Origin of the sequence: Streptomyces sp. NPDC057543, from assembly GCF_042801895.1 — a bacterium.
Taxonomy (GTDB): domain Bacteria; phylum Actinomycetota; class Actinomycetes; order Streptomycetales; family Streptomycetaceae; genus Streptomyces.
Map to the genome: position 1 here is coordinate 20589 of NZ_JBHVFF010000011.1, position 15068 is coordinate 35656.

General features: G+C 70.3%; 14 protein-coding genes and 1 pseudogene. 4 read left to right on the forward strand and 11 right to left on the reverse strand.

Annotated elements, in window-relative coordinates; genetic code table 11:
• From ACFU8Q_RS03890 to hemL, 5 genes are all read right to left on the reverse strand, one after another.
• The gene (locus ACFU8Q_RS03890) at positions 1-765 is read right to left on the reverse strand and encodes a cytochrome c biogenesis CcdA family protein (protein ID WP_384447355.1); all 765 of its coding nucleotides are present in this window, start codon (positions 763-765) and stop codon (positions 1-3) included.
• A gap of 4 nt (positions 766-769) precedes the next feature.
• Entirely contained in the window at positions 770-1381 is a 612-nt protein-coding gene (locus ACFU8Q_RS03895) for a TlpA family protein disulfide reductase (protein WP_384447357.1), read from the reverse strand.
• Positions 1382-1448: 67 nt separating this feature from the next.
• On the reverse strand, positions 1449-2693 hold the full coding sequence (locus ACFU8Q_RS03900; RefSeq protein ID WP_384447359.1) for a hypothetical protein: 1245 nt from the start codon (positions 2691-2693) through the stop codon (positions 1449-1451).
• 350 nt (positions 2694-3043) lie between these two features.
• A complete protein-coding gene (locus ACFU8Q_RS03905) occupies positions 3044-3736 on the reverse strand; it encodes a histidine phosphatase family protein (protein ID WP_384447361.1) in 693 nt (230 codons plus the stop codon).
• A complete protein-coding gene (gene hemL / locus ACFU8Q_RS03910) occupies positions 3733-5040 on the reverse strand; it encodes a glutamate-1-semialdehyde 2,1-aminomutase (protein ID WP_384447433.1) in 1308 nt (435 codons plus the stop codon). The genes ACFU8Q_RS03905 and hemL overlap by 4 nt, the downstream gene beginning before the upstream one ends.
• Before the next feature lie 327 nt (positions 5041-5367).
• Between hemL and ACFU8Q_RS03915 the strand changes: the two genes are divergently transcribed.
• Entirely contained in the window at positions 5368-5958 is a 591-nt protein-coding gene (locus tag ACFU8Q_RS03915) for a hypothetical protein (RefSeq protein WP_384447362.1), read from the forward strand.
• A gap of 282 nt (positions 5959-6240) precedes the next feature.
• Here the strand turns inward: ACFU8Q_RS03915 and ACFU8Q_RS03920 are convergent, their stop codons facing one another.
• Positions 6241-6801 carry an NADPH-dependent FMN reductase gene (locus tag ACFU8Q_RS03920; RefSeq protein WP_384447364.1) on the reverse strand — a complete coding sequence of 187 codons (561 nt, stop codon included), beginning with the start codon at positions 6799-6801 and terminating at the stop codon, positions 6241-6243.
• Positions 6802-6922: 121 nt separating this feature from the next.
• Between ACFU8Q_RS03920 and ACFU8Q_RS03925 the strand changes: the two are divergent.
• Positions 6923-7564, forward strand: a pseudogene (locus ACFU8Q_RS03925) (TetR/AcrR family transcriptional regulator); the annotation flags it as partial.
• A 79-nt stretch (positions 7565-7643) separates the two neighbouring features.
• On the opposite strand, the gene ACFU8Q_RS03930 reads toward ACFU8Q_RS03925, so the two are convergent.
• The 3 genes from ACFU8Q_RS03930 to ACFU8Q_RS03940 form a co-directional block, all read right to left on the reverse strand.
• Complete coding sequence (locus tag ACFU8Q_RS03930; protein ID WP_384447366.1) at positions 7644-10310, reverse strand: glycoside hydrolase family 65 protein; 2667 nt, start codon at positions 10308-10310, stop codon at positions 7644-7646.
• Positions 10310-11071, reverse strand: coding sequence for an HAD family hydrolase (locus tag ACFU8Q_RS03935; RefSeq protein WP_384447368.1), 762 nt, complete (start codon positions 11069-11071; stop codon positions 10310-10312). The genes ACFU8Q_RS03930 and ACFU8Q_RS03935 overlap by 1 nt, the downstream gene beginning before the upstream one ends.
• A gap of 157 nt (positions 11072-11228) precedes the next feature.
• A complete protein-coding gene (locus ACFU8Q_RS03940) occupies positions 11229-11432 on the reverse strand; it encodes a hypothetical protein (RefSeq protein ID WP_384447369.1) in 204 nt (67 codons plus the stop codon).
• 29 nt (positions 11433-11461) lie between these two features.
• Between ACFU8Q_RS03940 and ACFU8Q_RS03945 the strand changes: the two genes are divergently transcribed.
• Together ACFU8Q_RS03945 and ACFU8Q_RS03950 are read left to right on the forward strand one after the other, a co-directional pair.
• Positions 11462-12463, forward strand: a complete 1002-nt coding sequence (locus tag ACFU8Q_RS03945) for an Acg family FMN-binding oxidoreductase (RefSeq protein ID WP_384447371.1) — start codon at positions 11462-11464, stop codon at positions 12461-12463.
• 10 nt (positions 12464-12473) lie between these two features.
• Positions 12474-13430 carry a universal stress protein gene (locus ACFU8Q_RS03950; protein WP_384447373.1) on the forward strand — a complete coding sequence of 319 codons (957 nt, stop codon included), beginning with the start codon at positions 12474-12476 and terminating at the stop codon, positions 13428-13430.
• Between the two features lie 175 nt (positions 13431-13605).
• Here the strand turns inward: ACFU8Q_RS03950 and arsB are convergent, their stop codons facing one another.
• Together arsB and ACFU8Q_RS03960 are read right to left on the reverse strand one after the other, a co-directional pair.
• Positions 13606-14706, reverse strand: a complete 1101-nt coding sequence (arsB, locus tag ACFU8Q_RS03955; protein WP_384447375.1) for an ACR3 family arsenite efflux transporter — start codon at positions 14704-14706, stop codon at positions 13606-13608.
• Entirely contained in the window at positions 14706-15017 is a 312-nt protein-coding gene (locus ACFU8Q_RS03960) for an ArsR/SmtB family transcription factor (RefSeq protein ID WP_384447377.1), read from the reverse strand. The genes arsB and ACFU8Q_RS03960 overlap by 1 nt, the downstream gene beginning before the upstream one ends.
• Positions 15018-15068: the final 51 nt, after the last annotated feature.

Genomic DNA, 15068 nt, shown 5'->3' on the forward strand with positions numbered 1-15068 from the left:
TCAGATCCCCACAGTGAAGCCGTTGGACCAGCCCTGCAATGCCTGCATCATGGTGTCCCACACGCCGGTGAGCAGGAGCAGGCCGGTCGCGATCATCATGACGCCGCCGATCCGCATGACCCATGCGTAGTGGCGCTTGACCCAGCCGAAGGCGCCGAGCGCCTTGCGGAAGGCGACTGCCGCGAGCACGAACGGCAGACCGAGCCCGAGGCAGTACGCGACGGTCAGTATCGCCCCGCGTCCGGCGGTGCCCTGCTCCATGGCGAGGATGCTCACCGAGCTGAGCGTCGGGCCGAGGCACGGGGTCCAGCCGATCCCGAAGAGGGCGCCCAGCAGTGGTGCGCCCGCCAGCCCGGTCACCGGCCTCTTGTGGATACGGAATTCGCGCTGCGTCATCCAGGGCATCAGGCCCATGAAGAAGATCCCCAGCAGGATCATCAGCACGCCGAGGATCCTGGAGAGCGTTCCGCTGTGCTCCTGGAGGGTGTCGCCAAAGAAGCCGAAGAGCGCGCCGCCGGAGACGAACACGGCGGTGAAGCCGAGCACGAAGAGCGAGGCGCCCACGACCATCCGCCCCCGCTTGGCCTGCGCCAGGTCCGTGCCGCTCACGCCCGTGACGTACGAGAGGTAGCCGGGCACGAGCGGCAGCACGCACGGTGAGAAGAACGAGACGAGCCCACCGAGTACGGCGATGGGCAGGGCGACGAGCAGCGCCCCGTGCAGGACGGTCTGGTTCTCGCCCTGGAGCGCGGCAAGGGTGAACACGGAATCACTTCTCCGCGATCAGCGGGTCGATCATCTTGTGCAGCTTGTCGGCGTCGAGCGCGGTCAGGGAACGGGCGGCGATCTTCCCGTCCCGGTCCAGCACCACGGTCGACGGAATGGCCTGCGGACGGAGTGTGCCCTTGGGGAAGCGGAGCATGAGCTTGCCGGTCGGGTCGAAGAGGCTCGGGTAGGGAACCCCGTAATCCTTCTCGAAGCTCAGCGCGGGGCCCTTCTGGGCGTCGCGCGTGTTGATCCCGACGAACTGGACGCCCTTGTCCTTCGTCTCCTTCGCCACCCTCGCGAAGTACTGGGCTTCCAGGCGGCAGGGCCCGCACCACGAGCCCCACATGTTCAGCACGACGACCTTGCCCTTGTAGTCGGCGACGTCGAGCTGCTTGCCGTCGAGGGTCTCGCCGTCGAGTTTCGGGGCGGCCTTGCGGTCACCCTTGGCCACGGTGGAGATTCCGCCACTGCCCGTGACGAAGTTCGTGTTGCCACCGCCACCGACCTTGTTGTCGTCCCCGCCGCACGCCGTCAGCGTGAGTGCGAGTGCGACGACCGCGGCGGGGGCGGCGAGCAGGGTGAAGCGGCGTCGAGGTACCCGGCCATAGCTCATGTGAAAAGTTTCGCATGGCGGTTACGGCGATCTCGGGCACCCCCCTCGGTGCCCGTAAAGCCCGTTGTCAGGTCTGTTTAAAGAAGGCGTTCCAGCCGCCTTCGGGTGCCTGCCCGACGCCCAGCGTACGGAGCTTGTCGAGCACGGCCGGGGTCTGCACGTCGAGCCAGTCGACGAACTGCTTGAAGGAGACGAGCCGTACGTCCGGCTTCCCCGCGATTTTCTTGATCGCTTCCTCGACCGCGTCCATATATATGCCGCCGTTCCACTCCTCGAAGTGGTTTCCGACGTAGAAGGGCGCGCGATTCGTCGTGTACGCGCGGTCGAAACCGGCGAGATACGACTGGGTGGCCTGCTTGCGCCAGCCCGGATAACGGGAGGGCATGCCCTTGGTCGAATTCTGCGACTGGTTGGCGAGGATGTTGTAGTCCATCGAGAGGACTTCGAAGGAGTGCCCGGGGAACGGCATGCCCTGCAGCGGCAGGTCCCAGACGCCCCCGCGCTTCTGGGGCCACACCTGGATGCCGCCGGGCGAACTGGCGTCGTAGCGCCAGCCCAGCCGGCTCGCCGTGGGCAGCAGATTGTCCTGGCCGAGCAGACAGGGGGCGCGGCCGCCGATCAGTTCCTTGCGGTAGTCGAAAGGCAGCGGATCGAGGTCGGTCCAGCCGGTGTTGGTGCGCCATTCGGTGACGAAGGAGACCGCCTGATCTATTTCGCTCCGCCACTGGGAGGGCGACCAGTTCGCGACCGATCCGGAACCGCCGCAGAAATGCCCGTTGAAGTGGGTGCCTATCTCATGTCCGTCGAGCCAGGCCTGCCGGACGTACTTCAGCGTCTGCTTGATGTGGTCATCGGTGAGATATCCGATGTCGGAAGCGCCGACCGGGTTGTTGGGCGGCCGGTACCTGGACTTCTTCGACTCGGGCAGCAGATAGAGGCCGGAGAGGAAGAAGGTCATCGCCGCGTCGTGTTCCTTGGCGAGTTCCAGAAAGCGAGGGAAGAGCCCGTTGCCGACCTCGCCCGCGCCGTCCCAGGAAAAGATCACGAACTGCGGCGGCGTCTGCCCGGGTTCGAGCGGAACCGGCGCGGCGGGCTGGTGCGGCTGCTTCCCGGTGTCCGCGGTGGAACCGTCGCCGATCTCCCGGACGTCCTTCTTGGCAGGCCCGGTCCCCGGGGTCTGCCCGTCGGCACCCTTCTCCCCCGCATCAGCGCCCGGCAGGCCCGTATCGGAGGTACCGCACCCCGCCAGACCGATGGCGGCCACGGCCCCAAGCCCGGCTCCGAGCAGACCCCTTCGGCTGATGTCGCGCATGAATTCCCCATCTGCGGTCGTTTTGCCTCAAGTCCCTACAAACTGACAAAGGCTTAGATGGGGGAAGCAGCACAAGGGTTCCGCGATTAGCACATCTTCCTGTGTGCGACCAGACCTCTCCTGCGATCGAACGCATGACCGAGCAAGCTGGGCGCAGCGGGAGCAGGGCTCGACCGCCGCCTCGGAGCGCCGGTCCCGTGGCGGCGGCAAAAACGCCGGACGGGCGAAAAATCAAGCCCGTCCGGCGATTGAGGACAGACCGGCAACCGGACGACCGGGGAATCCGGCGGACCGGGCGTGGGGCGGGGGCTCGGGAGCATCCCACCCCACGCCCCGCGGCCCCAGGCCGGCTACGCGCCGAACGCCTTCGACTTCCCCTTCACCGGCTTCGCTCCGGCCCGCAGATGAGCCGGCACCAGATCCCGCGCCGGCTCCGTGTACCCGACCGACACGATCTTGTCGCCCTGGTACGTGAAGCTGGTCAGCGACGCGAGCGTGCACTGCCGCTTGCGCGGGTCGTGCCACAGCCGCCGCCGCTCCACGAAGCTCCGCACGATCCAGATCGGCAGCTGATGGCTGACGCACACCGCCTCGTGACCGCGCGCCGCGTCACGCGCGGCGTCCAGGGCGCCCATCATCCGTACGACCTGCTCGATGTACGGCTCGCCCCACGACGGCCGGAACGGATTCGTCAGGTGCTTCCAGTTGTCCGGCTTGCGCAGCGCCCCGTCGCCGACCCCGAAGGTCTTGCCCTCGAAGACGTTGGCGGCCTCGATGAGCCGGTCGTCGGTGGCCAGGTCGAGGCCGTGCGTCTTGGCGATCGGCGTGGCGGTCTCCTGCGCCCGCTCCAGCGGGGAGGCCACGACATGGGTGATGTCACGGTCCTTCAGGTGCTCGGCGACCCGGTCCGCCATCTGCCGGCCCAGCTCGGAGAGGTGGTAGCCGGGGCGGCGCCCGTACAGCACGCCCTCCGGGTTGTGCACCTCTCCGTGCCGCATCAGATGGACGACGGTGACGTCCTTGCGGCTTTCGTTCGCGCTCATGCGGTGGCCTCCGATGCGGCGCGGGCAGCGGCGGGCAGGGCGGCGGCGATGCGCTCGACGGCCTGCGTGTCGTGGGCCGTGGAGACGAACCAGGACTCGAAGGCGGACGGCGGCAGGTAGACGCCCTGCGACAGCAGCGAGTGGAAGAAGGCGGTGAAGCGGAAAGCTTCCTGCCGCTTCGCGTCCTCGTAGTTCCGCACCGGCCGGTCCGTGAAGAAGACGGAGAACATGTTGCTCGCCGTCTGCACGGTGTGCGCCACGCCTTCCTTGGCGAGCGCCTCGCTGACCAGGCCGCGGATCTCCGCGGAGACCGCGTCCACCTTCGCGTACGCCGCGTCGTCGAGCAGCCGCAGCTGCGCGAGACCGGCGGCCGTGGCGACCGGGTTCCCGGAGAGGGTGCCCGCCTGGTAGACGGGACCGGCCGGGGCGAGGTGCGCCATCACGTCCGCGCGCCCGCCGAAGGCCGCGGCCGGGAAGCCGCCGCCCATGACCTTGCCGAAGGTCATCAGGTCGGGCCGCACCCCGTCGACGCCGAACCAGCCGGCCTTCGAGGTACGGAACCCGGTCATGACCTCGTCCGAGATGTAGAGCGCGCCGTTGGCGGCGCAGATCTCCTTGAGCCCGGCGTTGAAACCGTCCAGCGGCGGTACGACGCCCATGTTGCCCGGCGACGCCTCGGTGATGACGCAGGCGATCTCGCCGGGCTGCGCGGCGAACGCCTCCCGCACCGCCTCCAGGTCGTTGTACGGCAGCACGATCGTGTCGCCGGCCTGGGCACCGGTGACGCCGGGGGTGTCCGGAAGGCCGAAGGTCGCGACACCGGACCCGGCGGCGGCGAGCAGCGCGTCGACGTGGCCGTGGTAGCAGCCGGCGAACTTCACCACCTTGGCACGGCCGGTGAACCCGCGGGCGAGACGGATCGCGGACATGGTCGCCTCGGTGCCGGACGACACCAGCCGCACCTGCTCCACGGGCTCGACCCGGGCCACGATCTCCTCGGCGAGCGCGACCTCGCCCTCCCCGGGCGTACCGAACGAGGTACCGCGGCCGACCGCCTCCTGGACCGCGGCGATGACCTCGGGGTGGGAGTGACCGAGGATCATCGGCCCCCACGAGCACACGAGGTCGACATACTCACGGCCGTCGGCGTCGGTGAGGTACGGACCGGTACCGGACACCATGAAGCGGGGCGTACCGCCCACGGCCCGGAAGGCACGGACGGGAGAGTTGACGCCGCCGGGCGTCACGAGGGACGCGCGGTCGAAAAGCGTCTGCGAAACTGGGGCTTCATATTTGTAAGGCAGTTCGGTCATGACCTGCGACTTCTCCGACTCCGGGGGGCTAGTGACCTCCCCAGGGTAGGACAGCGCCCGTACGCGGCCGGGCGCGGAAGATTCCGGCCACCGAAAGCCCGGCGGGCACATCCGTCACGTGACGACCGGGCGTCGGCCCCCTCGCGTCTGCGAAACTGGGCCGACACAGGGAAAGCTCACACAATCCATGGTGTCCGAGCCACGGACGGTCTTGCGGACAGGTGTTTCACCGCGCGCCCGTGGGGGAGGTCACTGACACGATGATCGGGTTGCGCGGCGGGGGCTGCGTCTCCTAAGTAGTAGTCGGGTGGATGAAATATGCATCGCGGTGGCGGAGTGGGCGAAGGGACCGACGACCTGGGGCCCGAGCCTGCCCGGCGGGGTCGGCACCGGCGTGAGGCGGAGCGCAGACAGGGCATACAGGCCGGTGGTGCGCAGGGTGGCGGAGCCGGAAGCAGGAGTGGTGGCCGGGTGGGGGTGACCTACAAGTACTTCGGTGCCCCCGACGGGGCCACCGCGGCACGCGTGCCCATTTCGATGCGCCCCGAGGAGCTCGGGGGCGACGAACTGGGCATGGGCGGCATGTTCACCAAGATCAAGCCGGAGACGGTGGCGGCGATGGTCCTCACCGGCATCCAGGGCATACCCCTGCACAAGGTCCCCCCGCTGGAACTGGTCGTACTCCACCCCGATTACGCGGTGGTCAAGCTTCCGATGACGGTCGTCGACCCGCTGCGCGGCGTCGGCGAGGAGTCGGTGGGTGCCGCGGCCTTCATCTGGTCCACGGTCCCGGACCGGGGCGGTCCGCGCGACGCGTTCAACGTCTACCAACTGCTGCACGAATGGCAGGATTTCAGCCATCGCCTGCACGACGCGGGGCATCAGGCGTACTGCCTGGTGTGGCCCTGAAACAGGGGTTCCTCGCGGGGTGGGCGAATCGGACCGGGCCGGGGTGCATCGGGCCGGGGCGGTCCGGATCGGGCCTCGGCGCATCGGGCCGGGGCGGGCCTGATCGGGCCTCGGCGGACCGGGCCTGGACGGGGTGCATCGGGCCGGGGGCGGTCCGGATCGGGCCTCGGCGCATCGGCCGGACGGGGTCGCCGATGAGCCGGACTCGCCCGCGCCCGCGCGGTACGGCTTCGTACGGCGGCGGCGCGGCATCCTCGGCGGGCCGCCGCCGCACGTGGCGGGTCAGGCAGCGGCGGTCGTGGCCTGCTCGGTCACCTGGCGGATGACCTCGGTGAGCGCGGTGACGACCTCGGCGTCGTCGGCGGGGTGGGTCTCGGCGAAGCGCGTCACGGAGCCGGGGATGGACAGCTTGACGTCCTCCAGGACCACACCGCCCGCGATCCCGGCGGACTTGCGGGCATCGTCCTGTGCCCACACGCCGCCGTACTGGCCGAAGGCGGTGCCGACCACGGCGACCGGCTTGCCGGAGATGGCGCCGGCGCCGAACGGGCGGGACAGCCAGTCGATGGCGTTCTTCAGGACGGCCGGCATGGTGCCGTTGTACTCGGGCGAGAACAGCAGGAAGGCGTCGGCCCGGCCGGCCGCGTCGCGCAGCTGGACGGCGGCGGCCGGGACGCCACCCTCGACGTCGGTGTCCTCGTTGTAGAAGGGCACGTCGGCCAGGCCCTCGTACAGCTGGATGTCGACGCCCTCGGGGGCGTGCTTGGCGGCGGCTTCGGCGAGCTGGCGGTTGTGCGAGCCGGCGCGGAGGCTGCCGACGAGCGCGAGGATGCGTACAGACATGAGGAACTCCCAAAAGGGCGGAAACTTCGGAAACGGTTTCAAGCGGACCACGGTCCGTTGAAATTTGTACCACTTAAACGGACCACGGTCCACTTTCCTTTCCGGACGCTACCCTGAGCCCATGACCGGTCCCGAAACCCCGCCTCTCAGACCGTCCGACCCCGGCGAGGCGCGGACGAGTCTCCCCCTCGCCCCGACCGATGAACCGCCGCAGCTACGGGCGGACGCCGCACGTAATCGCACCCGCCTGCTGGACGCGGCCTCCCGGCTGATGTCCCAGTGCGGAGCGGCGAACCTGACCATGGAGTCGGTGGCTGCCGCCGCGGGGGTCGGCAAAGGCACCGTCTTCCGGCGCTTCGGCGACCGGGCCGGGCTCCTGATCGCGCTCCTGGACCACCGGGAGGTGCAGTTCCAGGCCGCCTTCCTCTCGGGTCCGCCGCCCCTGGGCCCCGACGCCCCCGCGGCGGAGCGGCTGCACGCCTTCGGGCCCGCCGTCCTGCGCCACGAACGCGATCACCACCCGCTGATCCTGGCCGGCCGGACCGACCCGCTGCGCGCCTACACCGTCCCGGCCAGCCGTCTGCGGCTCAGCCACATCACGATGCTGCTGCGTGGGGCGCGGGTGGCCGGTGACCCGGAACTGCTCGCGCACACCCTGCTCGCGTCCGTCGACACCGCTCTCGTCCACCACCTCACGCAGGAGCGCGGCATACCGCTGGAGCGCCTGGAGGAAGGCTGGCACCACCTGGTCACACGGCTCGGGGCGACCCGGCCGTCGGACCGGGCGGACTGTACGGACTCGCGTGACCGGGCGGACTGTACGGACTCGTCCGACCGGGCGGCTAAGGGCTCGGCGGTGGAGGGCCCGGCGGTGGAGGGCTGTGCCGGGTCGGGGGCAGATCGAGCCATCGGGCCGTACCAGGTGTGATCACATGGGTGTGGCCTCCCAGGACGACCCGGACGGCCGGGTGGTGCGAGTCCGGGACAGCGATCCGGAGCCGCTGGGAACGGAGGCGCAGGTCCACGTCCCAGTGGCGGCGGAACCGGATCCGTACCCCGAATTTCGAAAGCTGCGGCAGCGTGGCCGGCGCGAGCCACAGCGCGTCGTCGCGGGTCTCCAGCCCTGTCATTCCGCGCTGTACGAAGTCGACGGTGCCCGCCATCGCCCCCAGGTGGATGCCTTCTTCGGTGGTGCCGCCCTGGATGTCGGCCACGTCCCCGGTCAGGGCCTCCACGCAGTACTTCCACGCCGCCTCGCGGCGCACCCGGGCCAGAACCCAGGCATGGACCAGGGAGCTGAGCGTGGAGCCGTGACTCGTCCGCGCGAGGTAGTAGTCGACGGTGGCACGCCAGATGTCCCCGTCCAGCGGGTACCCGAGCCGGCGGAAGAGACCCGCGAGTTCTTCCGGTGAGAAGAGGTAGCCGAGCATCAGCACGTCTGCCTGCTTGGACGCCTGGTAGCGGTTGGCCGTGTCGCCCTCCGCCTCCAGGATCCGGTCCAGCCGCCGGATGTCCCCGTACCGCCTCCGGTACCCCGTCCAGTCGAGCTCCTCCAGCTCCCCGTAACCGGCGAACTGGCTGATGATGCCCCGGTGATACGGCACATGCAGCCGACGGGAGATGTCCTCCCAGCGTTCCGGTTCGGCGGAATCGAGACGCATCCGGTCGCACAGCCGCCGACGCCGTGTCTCGGGCAGGGCCCGGTACAGCTCCGTCGAACGTGACAGAACCCAGGCCGCTGTCACGTTCGTGTACGTGTTGTCGTCGAGGCCTGCCGCCTCCGTTCCCGGATAGGCGTCGTGGTACTCGTCCGGCCCGACGACGCCGCGGATGCGATACCGGGCCAGGGACTCGTCCCATGCGGCGCTGTCCGCCCAGAACCTGGCGATCTGCAGCAGCATCTCCGCACCCCTGGAGTACAGGTACTCCGTGTCCCCGGTGGCCTGGCAGTACTGCCACACGTTGTACGCGACGGCCGAGCCGACATGGTGCTGCAGCCGGGAACGGTCGGGCAGCCAGCGCCCCGAGTGCGGGTTGAGATGGAGTTCCTGGGTCTCCTCGCGTCCGTTGGCGGCGCTCTGCCAGGGGTACATCGCCCCCGCCCGGCCGGCCTCGCGCGCCGCCCGGCAGGCCGCGGGCAGCCGCCGATAGCGATAGTCGAGAAGGCCCCGTGAGACTTCCGGGAGATGCAGATTCAAGAACGGCAGTACGAACAGCTCGTCCCAGAAGACATGGCCGCGGTACGCCTCGCCGTGCAGCCCTCTGGCCGGTACGCCGACGTCGAGTTCGGCAGTGTGCGGGGAGAGCGTCTGCAGTACGTGGAAGAGGTGCAGCCGCAGAACGCGTCCCGCTTCGCCCGGGACGTCCAACCGGACCTGCCCCCACAGGTCGGCCCAGGCCTGCCGGTGCGAGGACAGCAGCTGTGCGAAGTCCGGGGCCCTTCGCACCGCGGCAACGGCTGCCCGCAGCGGGCTGCCGATCGCGAGGTCGCGGGTGGTGTGGAGGGCCACCGTCTTGTCGACGGCGACCGTGGCGGTGGTGTCGGAGTCCGGGCTCAGCGGCAGGACCAGCCGTTGGAAGACCGTCTTCTCCCTCTGCCGGGGGTGGGGATGGGGATGGGAGTGCGCATCGGGTCCCGGGGCGGAGTCGGGGCCGGTCTCGGGGCCGGGGCCGGTCACGGGGCCGGGGCCGGTCACGGGGCCGGGGCCGGTCACGGGGCCAGGACCGGTCACGGGGCCAGGACCGGTCTCGGGGCCGGGTTCACCGCCGTACACCGCGAGCGTGCGGGCCGCCAGCGCGACACCGATGTCCGACTCCACCGTGCGGCACTTCAGCGACACCACACCGTCCTCGTCCGCGCCGGTCACCCAGCCGGTGAGGTGCTGGTCCGACAGATCCCGGTACCGCGCGACGCCGGAGTTGCGGACGCCTCCGTCGATCCCGGACTCCACCTCGATCACGCCCGCCCACCCCTCCGCCCGGAACACCGTGTGCAGGGCGGCGAGATGCGGATCGCCCATGTGCACCAGACGGCACTGCTCCACGTGCAGCCGCCGGCCCGCCTCGTCCTCGTAGACGGATCGGCGGATCAGCGTGCCGCCGCGCAGATCGAGTGACTGACCGTGTTCCACGAGGTGTTCGTGGTCCGGGGTGAGCCACGGTCCCGGGGCGGTACCGGCAGGGTGGATGCGGTAGTGCAGCGGCAGCCAGTTCGGGAGGTTGACCAGGTCCTCGTTCTCGACCCGGCGGCCCCGGACCGTGGAGGTCAGCCGGTTGTAGCAGCCCGCCACGTAGGTGCCGGGGTAGTGCGGCCACGCCTCGGACGACGTCTCAGATGTCACGGGTGTCACGGGTGCCATGGGTGTCACAGAAGTCAGGGATGTCACGGGTGTCTCGGACGCGGCTCCTCGGGTGGCGAAGTAGCCGTTGCCGAGCGTGCACAGCGCCTCCCGCAGCCGTTCCTCCCGCGGGTCGTACCCCTCGTACGACCAGGTCCAGGCCTGTGCCATCAGTCGTCACCGGCCGTCAGCAGGTCCCCCGGATCGGACACCACGAGGTCGGCACCGTGGCCGCGGAGTTCGGCGGCGCTGGTGGGGCCGCCCGTACGGTCCACGCCGATCACGAGTCCGAAGCCGCCCCGGCGCCCGGCCTCGACCCCGGCCAGCGCGTCCTCCACCACGGCCGTGTCCCGGACCGGGACCCGCAGGCGCCTCGCCGCTTCGACGAAGAGCGCGGGGTCCGGCTTTCCCGGCAGCCGCAGCCGTTTCGCCTCGTTCCCGTCGACCACGGCGGCGAACCGGTCGATGAGGCCGACCCGCGACAGCAGTTCCGTCGCGTGCCGGGACGCGGACACGGCGGCACACGGCATCCGTTCGCCGCGCAGCACGTCGAGGAGGCGGACCGTGCCGGGCCAGACGTCGACCGGGTCGGTACGCAGGCCTTGCGTGAACAGTTCGTCCTTGCGGGCCGCGATCGCCCACACGGTCGCGGTTCCGGGCGGGTCGTCGGGGCTGCCTTCGGGGAGGACCAGCCCCCTCGACGCCAGGAACGCCGCCGCGCCGTCCCTCCGCGAGCGGCCGTCGACGTGGCGCAGGTAGTCGTCGACGGCATCGAAGGGCCGCTGCCCCTCGACGGCCGACAGAAAGGCGTCGAACGCCTTCTTCCAGGCTGCGGCGTGACTCCGGGCGGAGTCGGTGATCACTCCGTCCGTGTCGAAGACCACGGCCCGCACGGAGCGCAGGCACGGTGCCGGGGACAGTGCGGCTGCCACGATCGGGGGTCCCTTCGTCAGGGGCTCTGTTTCATGGCATCACGGTTCCGGCGCAGGGGCGCGGCGTGGCTCCGTGCGACGTCCCAGTGGGTCCCAGCAGTCCCAGAAGCTCCCAGAGCTCCCAGAGCTCCCAGAGCTCCCAACAGTCCTAGCAGTCCTAGCAGTCCCACCGGTCCCAGCAGTCCCAGCGGTCCCAGCAGTCCCAGCGGTCCCAGCAGTCCCACCGGTCCCAGCAGTCCCAGCGGTCCTGGCGGTCCCAGCGGTCCTGGCGTTTGCTGGGCGCGAGGGCCGTCCGGAGCCCGGGGCGGGACGAACGGCCCCATCCCACCGGAACGAGATCTGTTCCATGCTGGAGAGACATCGACCGTTCCCGATCTCCCGGGGGTCCCGATGCTCAGCCAGACACTCGACGACACGACGCTGACCGGCCTCGTCGCCGATGCCACCGCCGCCCCCTCCATGCACAACGCCCAGCCCTGGCAGTTCCGCTACACGCGCGCCGGCCGCACCCTCACGCTCCTTGCCGATCTCCGCCGCACGCTGCCGGAGGCCGACCCCGCCACCCGCGCACTGCACGTGGGCTGCGGCGCGGCCCTGCTGAATCTGCGGGTGTCCGCAGCCCACCACGGCCTGGAGGCGGTCACCGCGCTGCTGCCCGAACCGTCGGACCCGGCCCTGCTGGCCACCATCCGGTTCGGCGTCCGCCACGACGCCCCGCGAAAGCCCGAGGACGAAGCGCTCGACGCCCTCCACCCCGCGATCCCGGACCGGCACACCAGCCGCTACCCGTTCGACGACCAGCCGATCCCCGAGGACGTCCGCGCGCGCTTGGCCGAGGCGGCCCGCGTCGAGGGCGCGGACTTCACGTTCCTGGCCTCGCCGCATCTGGAGACCGTGCTCGAACTGATCCGGGACGCCGAGGGGTACAACCGCGGGGACCCGGCACGGGAGGCGGAGCAGCGGCACTGGACCCGGGACACGAAGACCGAGGCGCCCGTCGACGGAATCGCGGACTACGCCTTCGGCCCCCGCGACGCCTCCGAACGGGCGATCACCCGCGACTTCGTGGGATCCGGCGTATTCCCGGGCCGACCGCGCGTCCCGTTCGAGAAGCGTCCGCAACTGGCCCTGCTGACCACCCCCGGCGACCACGCCCTGGACTGGCTGTGCGCCGGTCAGGCGCTGGAGCGCGTCCTGCTCACCGCCACGCTCCACCAGGTGTCCACCTCGTTCTCGACGCAGCCCATCGAATGGCCGGACCTGCGATGGCTGCTGCGCGACCCGGTCTTCGGCACGGGACAGGCCCAGATGATCGTCCGCCTGGGGTACGGCCCCGTAGGACCACGCACGCCGCGCCGCCCCCTGGACCAGATACTGACCATCGAACCGTAGAAACAGAGCCGTGGAAACAGAACCGGTGGAAACATCCGTACGGAAGGCGGTGGGAGCGATGCGGCTCCCCGTAGTCGTCGGAGTGGACGGATCGGAGGGCAGTCTCCGCGCCCTGGACTGGGCGGCGGCGGAAGCGGCCCGCTCGGAGCACCCCCTGCGCGTCGTCCACGCCTCGCTGTGGGAACGCTACGAGGGCATGCACCCCGACTCCGACAGTGAGCGTCCCACCGAAAAGGCCCTGGCCGAGCATCTCGTCGCCACCGCCCGTGAACGCGCCCAGCGGCTCGGGCCCGAGGTGGCCGTGACGGCCTCCGTGGAACCCGAGGACCCGGTGGCCACACTCGTCAGGGAGAGTCACGAGGCGGCCATGGTCGTCCTCGGCTCCCGCGGCCGCGGGAGGATCGCCGGGATGCTCCTGGGGTCCGTCAGCCTCGCGCTCGCCGGCCGGTCCCACTGCCCGGTCGTCGTGATCCCGGCGAGGACACCGGACACCCTGCCGCAGTCCGGCCGCGTCGTCGTCGGGATCAGCGACGCCGCGGAACCGTCGGCGGCCACCGTCTTCGCCCTCGCCCAGGCCGCTTCGCGTCACGGCGAACTGGTCGCCGTGCGGGCCTGGCGCCGCCCCGCCCACCACGCGGTGGTCCATCCGCTCATCTCGGGTTCCCCCGCCTCCGCTCACCACCGGCAGGCCGAGGAGCACCTCGAAGAGGTATTGGCGCGGCTGGACCGGACCGGTGCCCCCGACGTCACCATCCAGAGGTCGGTGGTGCAGGGGCCGGTCCACCAGGAATTGATCGAAGCCGCCAAGGGTGCGGAACTGCTGGTCGTCGGCGCGCGGCGGCCCAGCGGATGGCATGGCACCCACCTGGGCCCGGTGAACCACGCGATGCTGCACTACGCGCCCTGCCCGGTCGCTGTCGTCCCTGACGCGTACCACCGCCCCGAGCCCGGGCCGGATACGGACTGAGCGGAATGTTCAGCAGCAGTTGCCGGGGCGCCGATCGGTAAGGTGCCGCAAGCCGCTGCAGCCGCAACCGGAAGCCGAGGCCGGAGCGGCCAGATGCTGCGCACCCCCGGCCGTAGCCCCCCGACCGCAAAGCGTCGGCCGCCCCGCCCCCTTTCGTACGCACGCCCCCACACACTCAGGAGCGCGGCGTGAACCTCTTGCGCCAGGCCAGCGACACGTACACCAGGGCGATCAGGACGGGAACCTCGATCAGCGGCCCGACCACACCCGACAGCGCCTGCCCGGACGTCACGCCGAACGTGGCGATGGCGACCGCGATGGCCAGCTCGAAGTTGTTGCCGGCGGCCGTGAAGGCCAGCGTCGCGGTGCGGTCGTAGCCGAGGCCGATGGCCTTGCCGAGCAGAAACGTGCCGAACCACATCACCGCGAAGTAGACCAGCAGCGGCACCGCGATGCGGACGACGTCCAGCGGCCGGGAGGTGATGGTTCCGCCCTGGAGCGCGAAGAGGATGACGATCGTGAAGAGCAGCCCGTACAGGGCCCACGGGCCGATCCGCGGCAGGAACGTCACCTCGTAGCCGGCACGCCCCATCCTCTGCTCGCCGACGCGGCGCGTCAGGAAGCCGGCCAGCAGCGGGACGCCGAGGAAGACGACGACGTTGAGGGCGATCTTCCCCATGGAGATGTCGAGCTCCTGGCCGTCACCGAGGCCGAGCCAACCGGGCAGCAGATCGAGATAGAACCAGCCCAGCACCCCGAACGCGACAACCTGGAAGACCGAGTTGAGCGCCACGAGCACGGCGGCGGCCTCCCGGTCGCCGCAGGCCAGGTCGTTCCAGATGATGACCATGGCGATGCAGCGGGCCAGGCCGACGATGATCAGACCGGTGCGGTACTCGGGCAGATCGGGAAGGAAGATCCAGGCCAGCGCGAACATGACGGCAGGGCCGACGATCCAGTTGACGACCAGGGACGACACCATGAGCCTGCGGTCACCGGTGACGGCGTCGAGCCTGTCGTAACGGACCTTGGCCAGGACCGGATACATCATGACCAGCAGGCCGACGGCGATCGGCAGCGAGATACCGCCGATCTCGACCTCGGCGAGAGCGTCGCCGAGCCCCGGGATCAGTCGGCCGAGCCCCAGCCCGAGACCCATGGCGATCAGGATCCACACGGCGAGGAACCGGTCGAGCGTGGACAGCCTGTCGACGATCGAGCCGTCGTCACCGCTCTGCGGCGGCACGGCCGCGGCGCCCGGTTCGGTCGCGGTCATCAGCAGGCCCGCTTCCGGCCGGTCTCGACGGTCGTACGGGCGACTGCGGCCAGCTCACCGAAGGAGCCGGCGAGCGCCTCCATGACCTCGGGCCGCAGCCTGTAGTACGTGAACCGGCCGCACGGCTCCGTCTCCACCACGCCGGCCTCGCGCAGGACCTTCAGATGGTTGGAGAGGTTCGTCTGCCGCGCCCCCGTCTCCTGCACGAGGTGGGTGGTGCACAGGGTCTCGTGCGCGAGCAGGGTCACGATCTGCAGCCTGAGCGGGTCGGCGAGAACCCGGATCAGGTCAGTGGTAGCTGACGTCATCATGGACTGATACTGTCACATCAGTGATGCCTGACGTCATAGTGCACTGATGTC

What these genes read in the sequence shown, in the direction of transcription:
- ACFU8Q_RS03930 (WP_384447366.1), bottom strand. Translation starts at nt 10,310, where the DNA reads ATGGCACAGGCCTGGACCTGGTCGTACGAGGGGTACGACCCGCGGGAG.
- ACFU8Q_RS03895 (WP_384447357.1), bottom strand. Translation starts at nt 1,381, where the DNA reads ATGAGCTATGGCCGGGTACCTCGACGCCGCTTCACCCTGCTCGCCGCC.
- ACFU8Q_RS03940 (WP_384447369.1), bottom strand. Translation starts at nt 11,432, where the DNA reads ATGTCTCTCCAGCATGGAACAGATCTCGTTCCGGTGGGATGGGGCCGT.
- ACFU8Q_RS03915 (WP_384447362.1), top strand. Translation starts at nt 5,368, where the DNA reads ATGCATCGCGGTGGCGGAGTGGGCGAAGGGACCGACGACCTGGGGCCC.
- ACFU8Q_RS03960 (WP_384447377.1), bottom strand. Translation starts at nt 15,017, where the DNA reads ATGATGACGTCAGCTACCACTGACCTGATCCGGGTTCTCGCCGACCCG.
- ACFU8Q_RS03900 (WP_384447359.1), bottom strand. Translation starts at nt 2,693, where the DNA reads ATGCGCGACATCAGCCGAAGGGGTCTGCTCGGAGCCGGGCTTGGGGCC.
- arsB (WP_384447375.1), bottom strand. Translation starts at nt 14,706, where the DNA reads ATGACCGCGACCGAACCGGGCGCCGCGGCCGTGCCGCCGCAGAGCGGT.
- ACFU8Q_RS03945 (WP_384447371.1), top strand. Translation starts at nt 11,462, where the DNA reads ATGCTCAGCCAGACACTCGACGACACGACGCTGACCGGCCTCGTCGCC.
- ACFU8Q_RS03920 (WP_384447364.1), bottom strand. Translation starts at nt 6,801, where the DNA reads ATGTCTGTACGCATCCTCGCGCTCGTCGGCAGCCTCCGCGCCGGCTCG.
- ACFU8Q_RS03905 (WP_384447361.1), bottom strand. Translation starts at nt 3,736, where the DNA reads ATGAGCGCGAACGAAAGCCGCAAGGACGTCACCGTCGTCCATCTGATG.